Source organism: Sorangium sp. So ce128 (assembly GCF_051525245.1).
Lineage (GTDB): Bacteria > Myxococcota_A > Polyangia > Polyangiales > Polyangiaceae > Sorangium > Sorangium cellulosum_B.
This window is the reverse complement of the sequence record NZ_CP150313.1, coordinates 6,568,803-6,585,459: the sequence shown is the minus strand read 5'-3', so window position 1 is coordinate 6,585,459 and position 16,657 is coordinate 6,568,803. Positions and strand designations below refer to the sequence as shown.

The 16,657-nt window shown below is 74.0% G+C and carries 9 protein-coding genes; 5 read left to right on the top strand and 4 right to left on the bottom strand.

Features of this window, described 5'->3' with window-relative positions:
• Nucleotides 1–293 precede the first annotated feature (293 nt).
• From pyk to WME82_RS24940, 3 genes are all read left to right on the top strand, one after another.
• Entirely contained in the window at nt 294–1,721 is a 1,428-nt protein-coding gene (gene pyk, locus WME82_RS24950; protein ID WP_437873806.1) for a pyruvate kinase, read from the top strand.
• Nucleotides 1,718–3,631: a protein kinase domain-containing protein gene (locus tag WME82_RS24945; protein ID WP_438044819.1), complete on the top strand. Its 1,914-nt coding sequence runs from the start codon at nt 1,718–1,720 to the stop codon at nt 3,629–3,631. The genes pyk and WME82_RS24945 overlap by 4 nt, the downstream gene beginning before the upstream one ends.
• An 85-nt stretch (nt 3,632–3,716) precedes the next feature.
• Nucleotides 3,717–4,778: a hypothetical protein gene (locus WME82_RS24940; protein ID WP_437738976.1), complete on the top strand. Its 1,062-nt coding sequence runs from the start codon at nt 3,717–3,719 to the stop codon at nt 4,776–4,778.
• Between the two features lie 18 nt (nt 4,779–4,796).
• Here WME82_RS24940 and WME82_RS24935 read toward each other — a convergent pair whose 3' ends face one another.
• The gene (locus tag WME82_RS24935) at nt 4,797–5,555 is read right to left on the bottom strand and encodes a class I SAM-dependent methyltransferase (RefSeq protein ID WP_437910924.1); all 759 of its coding nucleotides are present in this window, start codon (nt 5,553–5,555) and stop codon (nt 4,797–4,799) included.
• Between the two features lie 96 nt (nt 5,556–5,651).
• Here WME82_RS24935 and WME82_RS24930 point away from each other — a divergent pair, with 96 nt between their 5' ends.
• Complete coding sequence (locus WME82_RS24930; RefSeq protein WP_438044818.1) at nt 5,652–6,149, top strand: hypothetical protein; 498 nt, start codon at nt 5,652–5,654, stop codon at nt 6,147–6,149.
• 63 nt (nt 6,150–6,212) lie between these two features.
• Here WME82_RS24930 and WME82_RS24925 read toward each other — a convergent pair whose 3' ends face one another.
• Both WME82_RS24925 and WME82_RS24920 read right to left on the bottom strand, forming a co-directional pair.
• On the bottom strand, nt 6,213–11,270 hold the full coding sequence (locus tag WME82_RS24925) for a translocation/assembly module TamB domain-containing protein (RefSeq protein WP_438044817.1): 5,058 nt from the start codon (nt 11,268–11,270) through the stop codon (nt 6,213–6,215).
• Between the two features lie 210 nt (nt 11,271–11,480).
• Entirely contained in the window at nt 11,481–13,187 is a 1,707-nt protein-coding gene (locus WME82_RS24920; RefSeq protein ID WP_437738972.1) for a protein kinase domain-containing protein, read from the bottom strand.
• Nucleotides 13,188–13,557: 370 nt separating this feature from the next.
• Between WME82_RS24920 and WME82_RS24915 the strand changes: the two genes are divergently transcribed.
• Nucleotides 13,558–15,081 carry a phytoene desaturase family protein gene (locus WME82_RS24915; RefSeq protein ID WP_438044816.1) on the top strand — a complete coding sequence of 508 codons (1,524 nt, stop codon included), beginning with the start codon at nt 13,558–13,560 and terminating at the stop codon, nt 15,079–15,081.
• A gap of 178 nt (nt 15,082–15,259) precedes the next feature.
• On the opposite strand, the gene WME82_RS24910 is transcribed toward WME82_RS24915, so the two are convergent.
• Nucleotides 15,260–16,615, bottom strand: a complete 1,356-nt coding sequence (locus tag WME82_RS24910; protein ID WP_438044815.1) for a hypothetical protein — start codon at nt 16,613–16,615, stop codon at nt 15,260–15,262.
• Between the last annotated feature and the right edge of the window lie 42 nt (nt 16,616–16,657).

The window sequence follows — 16,657 nt, the reverse complement described above, 5'->3', positions numbered from 1 at the left end:
CACAAGACCTCAAGGCGGGACCTCATGCCGCGCTGCGGCGCGCGCTCGAGCCGTCCCGCCGCTCACTCCCCTTCAGAGAGATCTCCGATTCGCAGCGATCCGCGGCCGTGCGCGCGGATCGCTGCTGCGCACGGCCGGACGCCGCGCTCCGCTGCGGCGTTGACGCGCACGTGCGCCGCGCCGCGCCGCGCAGCGGCTCATCCCCAGCTGCTTTGTTGGAATCCGGTGAAGTCCGCATGGCCCGTTCACAATCAGGGTAGTGTCGCGACCCCTGCTCGTGGCATGCTCCGCCCGTGCTCGTACGCAGAGCGAAAATCGTCTGTACCATTGGCCCTTCGTGTGACTCTCAAACGACGCTGGAGCAGCTTATCCGCGCCGGTATGGATGTCGCTCGACTCAACTTCTCTCACGGCTCGCATGAGGATCATGGCAAAGCAATCGCCACGGTCCGTGCGGCTGCGGAGGCATGCGGGAAGCCTGTGGCGATCCTGCAGGACCTCTGCGGCCCGAAGATCCGAGCCGGTCGCTTCCCCGGCAACACCTTCGAGGTGGCTGACGGGGCTACCGTTTGGCTGACCGAGGCGAACAGGGACAGCCCTGTCGCGACGCCCGGCGAGATCCCGATCCTCTACGAGGGGCTCGCGTCCGATCTGCAGGCCGGCGACGTCATCCTGCTCGACGACGGCCGCGTCGTCGTCACCGTGACCAAGGTCGAAGGGGACCGCGTCCAGGCCGGCGTGACGCAGGGCGGACGCCTGCGCGATCGCGTCGGCGTCCACCTGCCCGCCAGGCGTGTGCGCATCTCCGCGCTCACCGAGAAGGACAAGGCCGACCTCAGCTTTGGCCTTGCGCAGGGGGTCGACTACGTCGCCCTCTCGTTCGTCCGCAACGCGGACGAGGTCCGGCACGTCCGCGACATCTGCGAGGCCTGGGGTCGCCCGACGCCGATCGTCTCCAAGATCGAGACGCCAGGCGCCATCGACAACCTCGAGGCGATCATCCTCGCCTCGGACGGGGTGATGGTCGCGCGCGGCGATCTCGGCGTGGAGTTCAACCCGGAGCGGGTGCCGATCATCCAGCGCGAGATCCTCGGCCTCGCCCGCGTGCACCAGAAGCCGGTCATCGTCGCGACCGAGATGCTCCAGTCGATGGTGACCGCGACGCGCCCGACGCGCGCCGAGGCGAGCGACGTGGCGACGGCCGTCTTCGACGGCACCGACGCGGTCATGCTCTCGCAGGAGACCGCGACCGGGGCGCACCCCCCGCTCGTCGTGCGGATGATGGCCCGCATCGTGACGGAGGCCGAGCAGAGCTCGTTCTACCGTTATCTCTCGAGCGAGCAGCCTGGCCAGCGCGCCAACGTCCCCGAGGCGACCGCGCGCAACGCGTGCGACATCGCGCGGGACATCGGCGCGAAGCTGATCGTCGCGTTCACCGAGAGCGGCCTCACCGCGCGGTACGCGTCGAAGGCGCGCCCCGTCGTGCCGATCGTCGCCTTCTCGCCGAACGAGACGACGCGCCGGCGCCTCGCGCTGCTCTGGGGCGTCGTGCCGTTCCCGATCGACGCGCTCCGGAACTCGGACGAGATGATCGAGCGCGCCACCGGGTACCTGCTTGCGAACGGCCTCGTCTCGCCGGGCGACAAGCTCGTCACCATCTTCGGCGCTCCTGTCGGCGTCTCGGGGTCGACCAACACGATTCGGGTGAAGGTCGTTGAATGAGCCTGCCCGCCCGCGATAGGGGCTCGTCGGGCGAGCAGGATTCCCTCTCCAGAAACGCGGGCGCAGACGTCCTCCCGAAGCTCGAGAAATACGAGCTGATCGAGGAGCTAGGCCACGGCGGAATGGCCACGGTCTACCGCGCCCGCGACCCGCGGCTCCGCCGCGAGGTCGCCGTCAAGATCATCCACAAGCACCTCCGGGAGAACGCGGAGGTCGGCACCCGCTTCGTCGCCGAGGCGCGCGCGGCGGCGAAGCTGCGCCACCCCGGCATCGTCGAGGTGTACGACGTCTCCAGCGAGCAGGACCGCGAGCGCTACCTCGTCGTCGAGCTGCTCCGCGGCGCCACGCTGCGCAAGATCCTGGGCGCCCACCGCGAGATGCCGGCCGAGATCGGCGCCGCGGTGGTGCTCGAGCTCTGCGACGCGCTGGAGCACGCGCACGCGTCGGGGATCATCCACCGCGACGTGAAGCCGGAGAACGTGCTCGTCGAGCTGCCCTCCGACCGCGACGGTGAAAGCCGCCGGGACGGCGCGAGCGTGGTGATCAAGCTCACCGATTTCGGTATCGCCAAGATCCTCGACGCTCAGGGCGTCACCTCGACGGGGCAGGTGCTCGGCTCTCCGGCGCACATGGCGCCGGAGCAGATCGAGGGCGGCGAGGTCGACGCGCGCACCGACGTGTTCGCGCTCGGGGTGCTCTTCTACGAGTGTCTCGTCGGGCACCTGCCGTTCGAGGGCAAGAACCCGGCGCAGGTGCTCCGCAAGGTGCTCGAGGGGATCTACCCGGAGGCCGAGCGTGAGCGAGCCACCGTGGGCGCGCGCTGGAGCCGGATCATCGCGGGCGCCCTCGCGCACGACATCGCCGCCCGCCCGGCGAACCCTCGCGCGCTCGCGGATCAGATCAGGGCCGAGCTCACGGCGCTCGGGATCGCGGAGCCGCGCGCCGAGCTCGCCGCCTACTTCGCCGACCCGGCAGGCTACGCCGAGCGGCACGTCGCGCGGCTCGTCCCGTGCCTCGTGGCGCGCGCGGAGGCCGGCCGCAAGCGCGGCGACGTGCCCGGCGCGGCCGCCGACTACAACCGGGCGCTGGCCCTCGCGCCGAACGACCTCACCATCCTCAAGCGGCTCGCGAAGCTGAACGCGAGCCGCAACCGGCAGAAGCTCGCGCTGCGCGCGCTGCTCGTCGCGCTCGGGTCTGTGGCGCTCGGCCTCGCCGCGTTCACGATCGCCCGCGCGCTCCGCGACCCGCCGCCGGTGGACGGGGACGCGCTCGCGGCGGCCGAGCCGCCGCCGACGCCGCCGACGCCCATCGACGCTTTCATCCCGTCGCCGAACGTGCGCGCGGTCGCGCCGAGCGCCAGGGAGGTCGCGAGCGCGCTGCGGCCCCGCGCGCGGCCACCGTTGCCGCACATCCCGCCCTCGGCCGCGCCGACGGAGGACGTTCCGGCGGTGCGCGACGTCGTCTTCCAGATCGTCCCGAGCGGCGCCAGGCTGGTGCTCGATGGCGTCGAGATCAGCTGGTTCGGCGCGAACAAGGTCACGCCCCTCAAGATCGGCACACACACCGTTCACATCAGCGTGCCCAGCTCGCGGTGCTGCAAGCCGTACGCGGGCGTCATCTCGGTCGTGGCGCCGAAGCCCGGCGTCTCCGCGCCGCAGCGGATCATCCACAAGCTGGAGATCCTGCCCAGCACGATCGTCCTGAGCGGCGCGCCGCCGAGCGCGCAGGTCGCGTGCCCGCAGATCGGCCTGATCGGCTACGCGGGCACCCCGCAGGCCGTGACCTTGAACGACGTGTCCTGGAGCGGGAGCTGCCTCTTCACGCCCGCGTCGCCGGAGGCCGCGCCGCGCGTCGGCAACGTGACGCTGGTGGCCGGCGAGCCGAACACGGTTTCCTGGCCGTCCGGCTGACGGCATTGCCGTCATTGTGGCGTCCGCTCCGGAATTCTCAGCATCTTCGTCCAAACTCCGCTACATCACGGCGCACCCCTTCCGCATGGCTGCGCGAACTCCAGGCAGGAGATCTCCCGGCGCTCGCTTCCCATCGGTCGGGGGCTGCCGCGCCCTGCGCGCGCCGCGGCGCCTCGCGGCGGCGGCCGCCGCCGCCCTCGCGCTCTGCTTCGCGGCGCCGGCGCGCGCCGACGACGTGCAGCAGTTCGAGCTCGCCAAGACGCGCTTCGACGCCGGGCATTACGAGGAGGCCGTGAGCCGCTTCGCGGCGATGCTCGATCCCGCGAACGCGCCCTGCGAGCGCGGCCCGATCGAGGCGGAGGGCAAGCCGTGCAGGATCTCCGAGCCCGGCCTGGTCGAGCGGGCGCGCGGCCTCGCCGCCGCGGCGCTCGTGGCGCTGCGGCGCACGAGCGAGGCCGACGCGTACATCGAGAAGATCCTCCTCGACAACCCGGTGTACTCGCCGAACCCGGCGGTGTTCCAGCCCGAGGTCCTCGATCGGTTCACCGCGGTCCGGGCGCGCATCCGGGCGCGCATCGAGGAGGTGACGCGGCAGAAGGCCGAGGCGCAGCACGCGGCGCGGCTGCGGGTCGAGCGGAGCCGCGCGGACGAGCGCCGCTGGGTCGCCGAGATCCATCGCCTCGCCGGGCGCGAGCGGGTCGTGGCGCAGAACTCCCGCTGGACCGCGATGCTGCCCTTCGGGGTGGGGCAGTTCCAGAACGGCGACGATGGGCTCGGGTGGTTCTTCCTGGTGAGCCAGGCCGTCGCCGGCGGGACCTCGATCGTCTCGGCGATCGCGCTGGCCAGCTACGAGAACGTCGACATCTCGCCGAGGTCCTCGGGGCAGGGCGGCGGCCCGATGCAGAGCGTCGACATCGACGCGCTGAACAGCCGTATCGGGACCGCCGCGGCCGTCAACCGCGTGGCCTTCGGGGCGTTCGCGACGCTCGTCGCGGCCGGGATCGCCCACGCGCAGATCACGTTCGTCCCCGAGCGGGTCTCCTTCCGGACGCGCCCCGTGCCGCCGCCGCCGCCGAGCTTCACCGCCGCGCCGACGATCTCCGTGGTCCCCGGCGGCATGGTCGCGGGGCTCACCGGACGGTTCTGACCGGGGGCGCCGCCCGGCTCACGCCTTCCGCGCGGCGGCGATCCAGAACCCGCCGAGCTGCGCGAGCGGCGTGTCGCACAGCGCCCACTCCGCCCGGTGAAGGAGGCGCCCGAGGCCCGGCACGCGCATCGCGGCCGCGAACGGCGTCACGATGCGCACCCCGCGCGAGGCGACGACGCGCACGCCGTCCGGCATCAGGGCGGCGGCGGCGCTCGGCGCGTCGAAGCGCGTGAAGACGGCGCTCTCCCGGGTCCTGTCGCTGATGGCGCCCGCCGGGCCGAGCCGCTTCACGAGCCCGCGCAGGCTGTAGGGGTTGTAGAACTCGGCGATCACGTGCCCGCCGGGCCGCACCACGCGCGCCATCTCCGACAGCGCGCGACGGACGTCCTCCACGTGGGCGAGCACCTTGAACGAGCACGCGACGTCGAAGCTCTCGTCGGCGAACGGCAGGTCGGTCGCGCTCCCCTCCACGACGTCGAGCCCGCGCTCCCGGGCGCGCTCGAGCATGCCGGGCGAGAGATCGACCCCGCGCGCGGCGCGCGCGAACGCGCCGATCCGCGCGAGCAGGAGCCCGGTCCCACACCCCACCTCGAGCACGTCGCGGCCCTCGCCGAAGCGGCGCACGAAGTCGACCTCGAGCGCGTCGACGAGGTCGTGGTAGCCCCCGGGATCGCGCCCTCCGCGCCGGGCCTCGTAGCGCGCCGAGAACTCGTCGTAGTACGCCCGCGTCGCGCGCAGGTGCTCGTCCGTGCCGACCTCTACCGTCTGGGCTCCCATGGGCCCGCTATAGTACTCCGCGCCGCGCGCTGCCCGCGCTCCTTGCGCTCCTTGCGATTCACCGCGCCGGGCCGCATCTCTCCTGCGAGGTGACCCATGAAACCCGGCGACCATCCCGATTTCTTCCGCTTCGCGCCGCCCCCAGGGACCTCCCGCGAGAGCTCGATCCGGCTCGATCGCGAGGGCCGTTTCTGGCACGACGACGCCCGGGTCGACCATCCGGCGATCGAGCGCGGGCTCCGGTCCTGGATCGCGCGGCACCCGGACGACGGCCGGCCGATCCTCACGAATGGCTACGACTGGTGTTACTTCCAGGCCGATGACGCGCCGCTCTTCGTCGACGCGCTCCGGATCGGCGAGGGCGGCGCGGTCTCGCTGCTCCTGTTCGACGGCACGGAGGAGCCGCTCGATCCGGAGACGCTCTCCCTCGGCGAGGACGGCGTCGTCTACGCGCGCGCCCGGAGCGGCGCGCTCGAGGCGCGCTTCTCGCGCCACGCGCAGACGCAGCTCGCCCCGCTGCTCGTCGAGGCCGAGCCGCCCACGCTCTGCGTGGGCGGGCGCGAGGTCACGCTGCCCCCGCGGGCCGCGCGCTAGCCCGCGCGCCGGAGATCCAGAGGAGGATCGCCGTCGCGCGGGGCCGATGCGGCCGCGCTCGGCTCAGTACCGGTACTGCCAGAGCAGGTCGAGCATGCCCGAGGTCGCCTGGCGCGCGTCGACGCCCACCGTGCCGCGGAGCGTCCAGTGCTCGCTGAAGCGCCAGTCGATGGTGACCTCGGTCCGCGTGCCGCGCTCGCTCGCCGTCCCGCCAGGGGTCGGCCCGCTCGATCCCGTCGCGGCGCTCTGCTGCGCGCCTTCCTGGAAGGTGGCCAGCGCCGTCAGGTTGTCGCTCAGCCGGTAGACCACGCTCGTCCGCAGCGCGCCCTCGGACGTCGTCCCGAACCGCGTCGTCAGCCCGCGCAGCGGCGCGATGCCGCTCAGCAGCGCGTTGAACTGCGCCGACGCGATCTCGCTGCCGAGCGACGCCGCGACGCCGCCGGCCGCCAGGCCCGCGGGCGTCTGGGAGCCCGCGGCCTGCGCGCCCTCCGAGAAATCGGCGCCGAACAGGAGCCGCGCGAGGATGTCCTGCTGCGAGCTCGGCGGGCTCGAGGTGAAGCGCAGCGACCTGTCGGTGATGGGCCGGAGGTTGCCGTTGAAGGCGACGTGGATGCGCGTGCCGTCGGGGGCGTCCCAGTGCGCCGTGACGTTCAGGTGCGGGTTCGACGCCTCTTCCTCGCGCAGGCGCACGCGCCCGCCCTCGATCTCGAACGCCTTGCCGTAGATCTCGAGCTCGCCCCGCGTGACCACGATGCCGCCCGACACCCGCGTATCCTCTCCGATCACGACGCGCGGCGGCGCGTCCTCGGCGCTCTGCAGGCGCAGCCTTAGCCCCGCGCCGCTGACGAACGCGTCGCGCACGTCGAACGCCACGGAGTAGCGGAGCGCGTCCGCCGCGCGCCGCTGCTTCTCCGGCCCGAGCGGCTGCGAGACGGAGATGTCGGGGTTGTCGCCGAGCGGCTGGACGTCGCGGCTGCTCGTCGCCGGCAGCGAGACGCGGAGCGTGGGGACCGTCGCGTACAGGGCGAGCTCGCCCGGCTTCTTCTCCGCGATGAACGACAGCGCCCCGGAGGCGGTCCCGAGCGGCACCCCCTCGAGCGTGAGCGGGAGGGCCTGGTCCTCGGCGATCGTCAGCGCCCCGGCGCCGTCGCGCAGCGCCAGCCCGGCGAGCCGGAACAGGGCCCAGCCCTGCGCCATCCCGGTCGTGCCCGCCGCGCGGAAGCCCTCGATCCGGAGGACGCCGCCCTCGGCCGTGATGCGGGCGGCCACGTCGCGCAGCTCCTGCCCGAGCTCCGGGATGTGCACGACGCCGTCCGTGACCTCCAGCTGGGCGCGGAGGTTGCCGTCCGCGTCGGACGGGCCACCGAGCTCGATGCGGAGGTTGCCGTCCAGCGTCCCATCGACCTTGCTCAGCAGGCCGCCGACCAGCGGCTGGAGCGCCGCGAGCCGGAAGCGCTCCGCGGAGATGGCGAGGTCCGTGCGCTCGCCGTCGAGGACCGGGATGAACCCGCCGCGGAAGCGCACGCTGGCGAAGGCGTTCGCGCGGATCTTACCGCCGCGCCGGCCCTCGAGGGCGAGCTCGGTGACGCGGAGGTGCCCGCGCCCGGCCTCGCGCATCGGGTCGATCCGCAGCGCGAGCGCGCCGCGCTCGAAGGCGAGGTCGCTCCCGAGCGTGACGCCCGGCACCGTGAGGCGCGCCTTGAGCGACGGCGCGATGTTGAGGCCGCGCATCTCGATCTCGCCGCTCACGCGCCCGGCGATGCCGCTGTCGGCGAGCAGGGGGATCTCGCCGAGCGGGACCTCGCGCAGCGTCGCGCGGAAGGAGCCGGTCCACGCCGGGGGCGGAGGCGCGCCTTTGAGCGCGCGCGCCGGGACGTCCGCGAGCAGGCGCTCGAGCGGGGCGAGCACCTCGGCGCTCACGGTCGCGATCTCGGCCGCGCCGCGCGTGACGTGCGCGTCCAGCGTGGCCTTCTCGCTGTCGTACGTGAGCCAAGCGTCGAGATCGGTGGGGAAAAGGAGATCCGTCGCGCTCGAGGCGCCCGGCGGCGCATAGGTCAAGCCCCACCAGAGGGTGCGCGCCGTCAGGAACGGACGCTCGATCGTGCCGCTTGCGTACGCGTCGATCCGCACCTCGCCGGCGAGCGGCGGGAGCGCCTCGCGCACGAACGAGGGCAGCGTGGCGAGCTGGTCCATCCCACGCCGAGGGATGGAGGCGTGCGCGGCGATGGGCGAGCGCAGGAGCGACGACCACCGGTCCGCGGGCGGCCCCGTGAGCGCCTCGAGATCGAGCTCGATCGCGCCGGAGACGTCGGCGAGCAGCCCGCCGTCGTACAGGGTCAGCGCGGCGTCCGCCTTGCCGGTCGCGCCGCTGAACGAGCCCTTGAGCTGCGCGTCGACGAAGCGCGACTCCCAGGCCGGGTGCTCGGCGCCCAGCCGATGAGGACCGGCGAGCGCGAGGCCGTGCGTCCGCACGAGCACGTCGTGCAGCGAAGGCAACGGATCGCCGGCCGCGCGCGACACCCCGAAGCTCGTCGTGAGCTTGCCGCGCACCTCGCTCACGATGTGCCCGATCGGCATGAGCTGCGCGAGGCAGCCGAGGTCCCAGTCGTTCGCGGCGACCTCGGCCTTCCCGACCAGGGTGGTCCAGGTCTTCGCGCGCAGGAGGGGCCCTTCCAGCGTGCCCTCGGCGCCGGACACACGCACGCTCGCGAGGGTGCCGGCGCACCGCGGGAGGGCGTCGTTCCACGCGCCGTTCGGCCGCTGCCCGCCGGTCCCGTTCGGGTGCGGCGATTTCGCGTCGATGCGCACGGACCCGTCGGCCTTGACCTGGTCGCGCTCGAAGGTCGCCGTGAGCTGCGCCGAGATGCCGGACAGGAACGCGACCTCGCCCCCCGTAAGGCCGAGCCGCACGTGGCCCGAGCGCCCGGTCTCGCGGTCCCGATCGAGCGCGACGTCGACCTCCGCGCGCCCGCGCACGCGGATCGGGATCCCGAGGATCCGGGCGACGCGGCCGACGTCGATGCCGTCGCCCCGGAGGCGTCCGGTCACGTCATCGCCCCGCACCGCGAGCCGGCCCTTCAGCGAGCCGAGCTCGGCCGAGGAGAGATCGAGCCCCTCGACGGCGAGCCCGCCGGCCGAGGAGGTGATCGCCGTGATCTTCCCCGCGACCGCGGCGCCGTCGCGCTTCAGCTGGAGCTCGACGTCGCGGAGGGCGAGGGGAGTGGCGCTCAGCCGCGCGGAGGCGCTCAGGGAGTCGTCGCCGTCGGTGAGCGTCGCGCGGAGCTTCGGCGAGGCGAGCGGGCCGGAGATCTGCGCGGTGACCTCGTCGAGCGCGTGGCCGCCGGCGAGCGCCTCCTTCCCGGAGAGCGAGGCGTCGATCGAGAGCGCGTCGATCGGCCCGGAGACCCGCCCCGCGACGCGCGCGCTGGCGAGCGCGACGTCCTGGCCGACCCGGAGCCCGGCGAACGCGCCTTCGACGCGCGCGTCGAGCGCTCCCTCGCGCAGGCTCCCCTCGACGCGCACGCGGCCGGCGCCGTCGACGGGCCCGGCGAGGCGCGGCGCCGCGGCGATCGCCGGGATGTCGGCCGTCGCCGCGAAGCGGAGGCCCTGCCCGCCCGGCAGGAAGGAGACGGCGGCGTCGATCGGCGCGCCCGGCTCGTGGAGGTGCGCGCGCGCGTGGAGCTCGCCGCGGTCGAGCACGAGGTGGACGTCCGCCGCCGGCACGCGCTGCCCGAGCAGCGCGGTGGGCTCGGTCCGCGCCTCGACGGAGAGCCGGAGCAGGTCGCCGAGCTCGACGCGCACCCGGCCGTCCGCGGTGATCAAGGGCGCCGGCTCGGAGCCGCGCTCCAGCGCGGGCTTCGTCGCTTCGGCGCGGAGCCGGGCGGGCGCAACGCGGGGCAGGGCGGGCGCGGCGTGGGTCAGGGTGGGTACGGCGCGGGGCCGGGCGGGCGCGGCCGGTACGGGCGCCGCGCCGGCCGGGGCTGGCGCCGCGCCGCTCGCCGTATCGGGCGAGAGGCGCACGCCGAAGAGCCGCAGATCGACGTCGCGCGCCTGGACCTCCGCGTCGAGCCGCACGGGCCCCGCCACGTCGAGCCGCCCGCTGAGGGCGAGGCCGCCGCCCGCGGGGCCGGCTGGATCCGCCGAGGCCGAGGCCACCACGTCGAGCTGAGGGAGGTGGCCGTTCACGGCCACGCGCGCGGAGATGGGCTCGGTGAGGGGGTGATCCGGGAGGAGGCTCCGCAGCTGCTCCGGCGTGGCGCGCGGGACGCTCACCTGCGCCTCTAGGTGCTCCTCGTCGAGCACGGCCCGCGCGGTGACCTCGACGTCGGCGAGCCGACCGGCGAAGCTGCTCCACATCCGGATCTCGTTCCCGGCGCGGAGGTGGTAGTTCGCCGTGCCCGCCGTCCTGGCCGGCAGGAACGCGCGATCCACGAGGCCCGTCTGATCGACGTCGACCGCGACGCCCTCCGGGCCGACGTGCACCGACCCGAAGAGCCGGCTGACATCGGCGTCCAGCGCGCGCGGCGGAGCGACCTGCCCGTGGACCCACCCGCGCCCGATCTCGACGTGCGAGAGGGCGACGACGACGTCGCTCGGAGGCCCCTCGGGCTTGGACGAGGGCGGGCTTCGCGGCGGCAGCGGCGTGAACGTGTCGCCGAGGGTGACGCCCCCCGCGCCGTTGTCCTGGACCAGCACGTCGGCCTGCTCGACCCGGATGTACGGGACCTCGATGCGGAGCGCGCCCGCGCCGAAGAGCGCGCCGCGGAGCATCGCGAGCACGTCGGCGCGCGCCTCGAGGCCGCTCGCGCGGATCACCTTGTTCCCGCGTGGATCGAGCGCGACCGCGGATCGGATCCGCACGCCGCCCAGGCCGAGCGCGTCGATCTCGTCAGCGACGATCCGCCCCTGGAACAGCGAGCCGAGGAGCCGGTTCGTGGCGTCGCGGGCCACGCGGCGCGCGGCGGGCGTGTCGAGGTGGAGCGCGACGCCGACGGCCGCGGCGCCCGCGAACGTCAGCGTGAGCCCGAGCGCCGCCGCGACGGCGGACGCAGCGCGGCGCGCGCGTCCCGGCGCGCGCGGTGCCGAGGAGCGCCGCGCCTCGGGTGCGGGGTCGGGCGTCACGGCGGGTAGCTTAGTACGCACGGGGCGCGGCGACCGTGCTGGCGCGCGGCGCGACGGCAGGCGGCGGAGGAACGCCGCGCCGCCGGGTCGAGCTCCTCGGGGGCGCGCCCGCGCCGGATCCACGCGCGCCGCAGGGAAGTCCTCGCCGGAGCTCCACGACCTGCGACACGCCGCCACGATGTGCGCCCGAGGCGCGCCGGAGCGGAGCGGTCAGCCGGCGAGCCGCTCGAGCTCCACGAAGAGCGTGCCGAGCTCCGGCTTCGATCGGAGCGGCGCGCAGAAGCGGCTGGCCAGGTGGAGCAGCTCGGCGTCGAGCTGATCGACCCTCCGCCCGATCTCGGCGATGCGCTCCTGGGACTCCCGGCGCCGCGCCTCGAGCTGCCGGTCGAGCTCTTCGAGGCGCTCGCGCAGCTTCTTGATCTGCGCGTCCACCTCGGCCACCTCGTGCTCGCGGGCGATCGCCTCGCTCTCCGCCTCGTAGTCCGCCTTGCGCGACGCATACCAGCCCTCGACGAGCTCGGCCAGCTTGCGGTAGCTGGCGGCGAGCTCGAGGTAGGGCTCGGCGAACCCGCACCGGCCCTCCCAGCGCACGGCCTCCTTGTGCGCGATCAGCACCTCGGGGACGAACGCCTGCGTCGCCGCGCTGAGCGGCGCCACCCTGGCGCGGAACGACCGGGCCTCCTCGCGCGTGAGCGAGGCGTCGACCGTGAGCGCGTCCATCGCCCGCCCGATCTGCATCCGGCCGTCGCGCCACTCCTCGGCGACGCCCTCGAGGCGCCGTTGCTCGTCGAGGGCCCTCGAGCGGAGGTCGGCGTGCTCCCGCACGACGCCGCGCAGCGCCTCGAGCTGCCGCTGGATGTCCACCGGCGCCGACGCGCCGAACGCGCGGGCCGTCATCCGCTCGAACAGCTCGAGCCGGCTGACCCAGGGATCGCGCCCGGCGCCCCTCGAGCGCACCGCCGAGTCGCGCGGCATCGCCTCCGGCGGCGGGGGGAGCGCGATCCGGCTCGCGGCCGCGATCTCCTCGAGCTCCGCGAGCACGCGGTACGCGTCGACGGGGCGCTCGGAGGGCTCCTTCGCCAGCAGGGCGCCGACGAGGCGGTCGAGTGCGTCCGGCATCTCCGGGGCCAGCTCCTTGAGGTGCGGCGGCTGCTCGTTCATGTGCTTCAGGATCCAGCTCGCCGGATCCGGGGCGTCGAACGGCAGTCGCTGCGTGATCATCTCGAACATGATGACCCCGAGCGAATAGAGGTCCGCCGGGGGGCCAGCGTCGATCGTCGTGCTGCGCTCTGGGGCCATGTACTGCGGTGTGCCGAAGATCTCGCCGAGGTTCGTGAGGCGCGCGTCCTGCGCGCAGCGGGCGATGCCGAAGTCGAGGAGCTTCACCCAGTCGCCCTTCATCAGGAACACGTTCTCCGGCTTGAGATCGCGGTGCACGACGTCGAAGTCGTGCGCTCGGCCGAGGGCGCGCGCCATCTGCACCCAGATGGGAAGGGCCCGCGCGAGCGGCACCCGGCTGCGCTCCACGACGTCGGCGAGGCTCGTCCCCTGGAGCAGCTCCATCACCAGGAAGGGCAGCCCGTCGTCGGTGTCGCCCTGATCGAAGATCTCGATGATGTTGGGGTGCGCGAGCCGCTGCGCGTGCCGTGCCTCGCGCCGGAAGCGCTCCCGCGTCGTCGTGTCCTGCGCGAACTCGCGGTTCAGGATCTTGATGGCGCAGGGGGTGCCGATCAGCTTGTTGTATGCCCTGTAGACCGTGGCCATCCCGCCGATCCCGAGGCCCTGCTCGATGACGTACCGACCCGCGATCGACGTCCCGATGCGGGGATCCTTCTCGGAGACGAGCGACGAGCCGTCGATGAAGCAGAAGGCGCTGTCGGCCGGGTAACGCTGATGGCACTGCGGGCAGGTCTTCATAGCGGGCACGTCGGCTGCAAGGCTACACTCTACGGGGGGCCGCTCTCGAGGGTCAACGCTCGGCGCGCGCCTCGGCGCTTTGTCGAGTCGTGGTGTGCTGCGCTGCCTTGCCCTGTGTGATTCCGCGTAGCCCGGTGTCTCCTCGCGCGGCCCCGCGTTCTCCCGCGTGGCACACGCGCCTCCTCGCATCCCGCGGCCTCCCCTCGCGTGGTCTCGCGTGGTCTCGCATCTGCCAGCGTCTGCTGGCGTCTGCTGGCGTCTGCTGGCGTCTGCTGGCGTCTGCTGGCGTGATTCCAGCGCGGTTTTCGCGTGATTGCCGGCGACGCGGCGCGCGCCGCGCGGGCTCTCCGCGATATGTTCTCGTGACGTCATGGACGAGGTTCCCTTGCGCGCGGTGGTGATCGGCTCCGGGGTCGGCGGCGCTGCCGCGGCGCTCCTCCTTGCACACGCCGGCATCCCGACCCTGCTCGTCGAGAAGGAGCGCCGTCTGGGCGGCTCCTCTGCCGCTTACGAGAGGGACGGCTTCCGTGTCGACACAGCCACGCACATGCTCGGCTGTGGCGAGCAAGGCCCGGTCGGCGAGGTGCTCCGCCGCGTGGGCCAGGGCGACGCGATCACCTTCCAGCAGAGCGACGAGCCGGCGGCGCTCTGCTTCACGGGCGCCCGCGCCGGGACCGCGCGCGCTCGCCGCGTCGTCCTGCGGGCAGATCTCCTCCGGCTCGCCGGGACCGCCCTGGATCTCGCGCGCGGCCTCGACCTCACGCCGCTGGAGGCCGCGGGCGCCGCGCGTCTCTTCGCGCACGCGGCGGCGATGCGCGACGTCGATCTGGCCGCGTGTGACGACGTGACGGCCGAGGCGTACGTGGCCCGCTTCATCCCACGCGCCGCGGCCGCCGCTCGGCTCGGCGGTCTGCTTGGCCTGCCGCTGCTGCTGCCAGGAGCCGAGGCGTCTGCGGGCGAGGCGCTGTTCTCCTTGCGCCGGCTCGCCCGCGCCGGCCGGCAGCGTTATCCCGAGGGAGGCGCGTCGCGGATCCCCGAGGTCTTCTGCCGCCTGGCCCGGGAGCTCGGCGCTGCCGTGTGGACGGGCGCGACCGTACGCCGCGTGCTGGTGCACGATCGTCGCGTGCAGGGCGTCGAGCTCGAGGACGGAACGGCGCTCCCCGCGCGCATCGTGGTGAGCGCGGCCGGGCTCCTGCGCACGGTGTCGGGCCTCGTTGGCGAGCCGCACTTCCCCGACGCCTACGTGGCGCGCGTCCGTGCGATCGCGCCTCGACCGAGGCTGGTCGAGGTCAAGATCGGGCTGCGCAGGCGGCTCGTCTCGGCGGGCGCGCTCGCCGGTCTCGCCGGCGGCGCCGGCGCGCCGGCGTTTCCGTTCTATTGCCTCGCGCCGACGCGCTTCGACCCGTCGCTCGCGCCGCCTGGACATGAGCTCCTCTGCGCGTGCGCCGTACCAGGTGGGAGCGGCGGCGCCTCGCGCGGCGGACCCGGCGCGACGGTCGACGAGCTCTTGCGGGCGCTGTCGGCGGCGGTGCCCGGCGTGCTCTCCCAGGCGATCTTCGTCGACGGATCATCCCCGGACGGAGGCGGAGAGGCGTGCGCTCCGGGCGGCGAGCTCGCGTCGGGGACGGCGCAGACGCCTGGCCAGGTCGGCCGCGCGCGGCCGGCGGTGTACACGCCCGTGAGGGGGCTGTACCTCGCAGGGCGCGCGGCCGGCGGGCGCGGCGCGGGGATGGATCTCGCCGCCTCGAGCGCGATGGAGTGCGTCGACCGCATCCTCGTCGATCTCGGCCGCGATCTCGGCGCGCCCGCCCCGCCCGCGCTGGTCGACATCGCGGGCGATCTGCTCGGGCGCGCCGCGGGCTCCACCGCATCGTGGCTCACGCGCCCCCGCTAGAGCGACGGTCGCCCGCTTCGGATACGGGCCCATCTCGACGTTTTCGGTGCTCGGCGCACAGGAGTGCGCTTGCGCGCCGAAAACGCCGATCTGGGCCCGTCTCCTGTGCGGGTGACCGCCGCTCTGCTGCCGCTCTGCTCTGGATGGTGAGGTGGGCGAAACCGCTCTGGCCCGCGCTTCAGCGCGTGGTCGTGGTGCCGCGGTTGCCCCGCGCGAGCGCGTCGAGCGGCAGCTTCTGATCCTCGAACACGGCATCTAGCTCCTCGCTGCCCCGCTCTCGCACGCCGGAGCGCGGCGACAGCTCGGGGCGCACCGAGGACGCCGGGGCCATCCGCGCCGACAGGGGCCCCATCGTCTTGATCGACGGCGGGGGCTCGGCGCTCGAGAGCGCGCCGGGCGGGACGGAGCGCACCGAGGGGGGCGAGCTCGCCATCGTGCGCAAGGACGGCGGGCTCGGCAGGCTGCGCCTGGAGGAGGGCGGCCCCGCTTGCGCGCTCGACGGCATCGGCGTGGGTCGACGCGCCGCAGGGCCCCCTGGCAGAGGGCGCGACGAGGGGACCGGCGGCACGCTCGGCTGCGCGCGCGTCGACGGAGGTGGACCCGACAGGAGCTGTGAGCGCATCGACGGAGGCGGACTCGACAGGGGCTCGGGACGCGACGACGGAGGCAGGCTCGACAGGCGGCCGCTCCCGGCGGCCTCCGCATACGCATATGCGGGGCCCGAGAGCGAGCGGGCGGAGGGCGGCGGTGCCGATGGTGACCCACCCGGCGCGTACGCGCTCGGCTGCGTGCGCGCCAGCGGCGGCGCGGAGGGCACCGACGGTGGGGAGCGGAACGAAGGCGGCGCGCTCGACGGGGGCACCGGCGTGAGCGCGTGGCTCGCGAGGGGCGCCCGGGCCGACGGCGGGGCGGCAGAGCGCGCCGATGGCGGCGGCAGTGTGCTCTGGCTCGTCGACCTCTCGCGGACCTGCGCCGCGAGGCGAGAATCCGCGCTCGCGCCCGCCCGCTGCGGTGCGCGGGAGTCCGCGCCCGAGGCCGCCTTGTGGCCGAAAATCTCGCTGCGCTGCGCCCCGATCATCGTGTAGCGCCCGCCTCCCTCGTCGCGCCGACCCGCGTCGCGCTGCGAGTTCATCTCGCGCGTCTCGCGCAGCGCGCCGTTCAGCATCGCCTCGAGCTCTCGCTCGCTGACCTCCTCATCGAGCCGCAGCAGCGTCGAGTGGACGTCCCGGGCGAGCGCCTCGAAATCGGCGGGATCCCTCGCGTAGACGCTGTTGGACAGGAGGATCGCGAGCGGCCGCCGCTCGGCGGCGATCGTCGCGGCGGTGGCCGCGTCGCAGCGGTGCAGGAGCACCCCGCAGCCCGGCGCCACCGCGAGGCACAGGCTGAAGAGCGCCGGCCACGCGGGATCAAGGACCACAAGAATGCTGGGCACATGAAGCGGGGTTGCGGTGATCTGCGCGCGGCGGTCCATGGCAGCCCGAGGATAAACGAAACTGCCCGAGCGATCGTAGTTCTCTTTCTCTGAATCGGTCATTTTTACTCTGCTTGTACGTTCCGCGTACGTTCCGCGTACGTT

Bases quoted from the DNA above. Each gene is read 5' to 3' on its own strand.
- WME82_RS24915 (WP_438044816.1), top strand. From the start codon at position 13,558: ATGGACGAGGTTCCCTTGCGCGCGGTGGTGATCGGCTCCGGGGTCGGC.
- WME82_RS24935 (WP_437910924.1), bottom strand. From the start codon at position 5,555: ATGGGAGCCCAGACGGTAGAGGTCGGCACGGACGAGCACCTGCGCGCG.
- WME82_RS24920 (WP_437738972.1), bottom strand. From the start codon at position 13,187: ATGAAGACCTGCCCGCAGTGCCATCAGCGTTACCCGGCCGACAGCGCC.
- WME82_RS24940 (WP_437738976.1), top strand. From the start codon at position 3,717: ATGGCTGCGCGAACTCCAGGCAGGAGATCTCCCGGCGCTCGCTTCCCA.
- WME82_RS24910 (WP_438044815.1), bottom strand. From the start codon at position 16,615: ATGACCGATTCAGAGAAAGAGAACTACGATCGCTCGGGCAGTTTCGTT.
- WME82_RS24930 (WP_438044818.1), top strand. From the start codon at position 5,652: ATGAAACCCGGCGACCATCCCGATTTCTTCCGCTTCGCGCCGCCCCCA.
- WME82_RS24945 (WP_438044819.1), top strand. From the start codon at position 1,718: ATGAGCCTGCCCGCCCGCGATAGGGGCTCGTCGGGCGAGCAGGATTCC.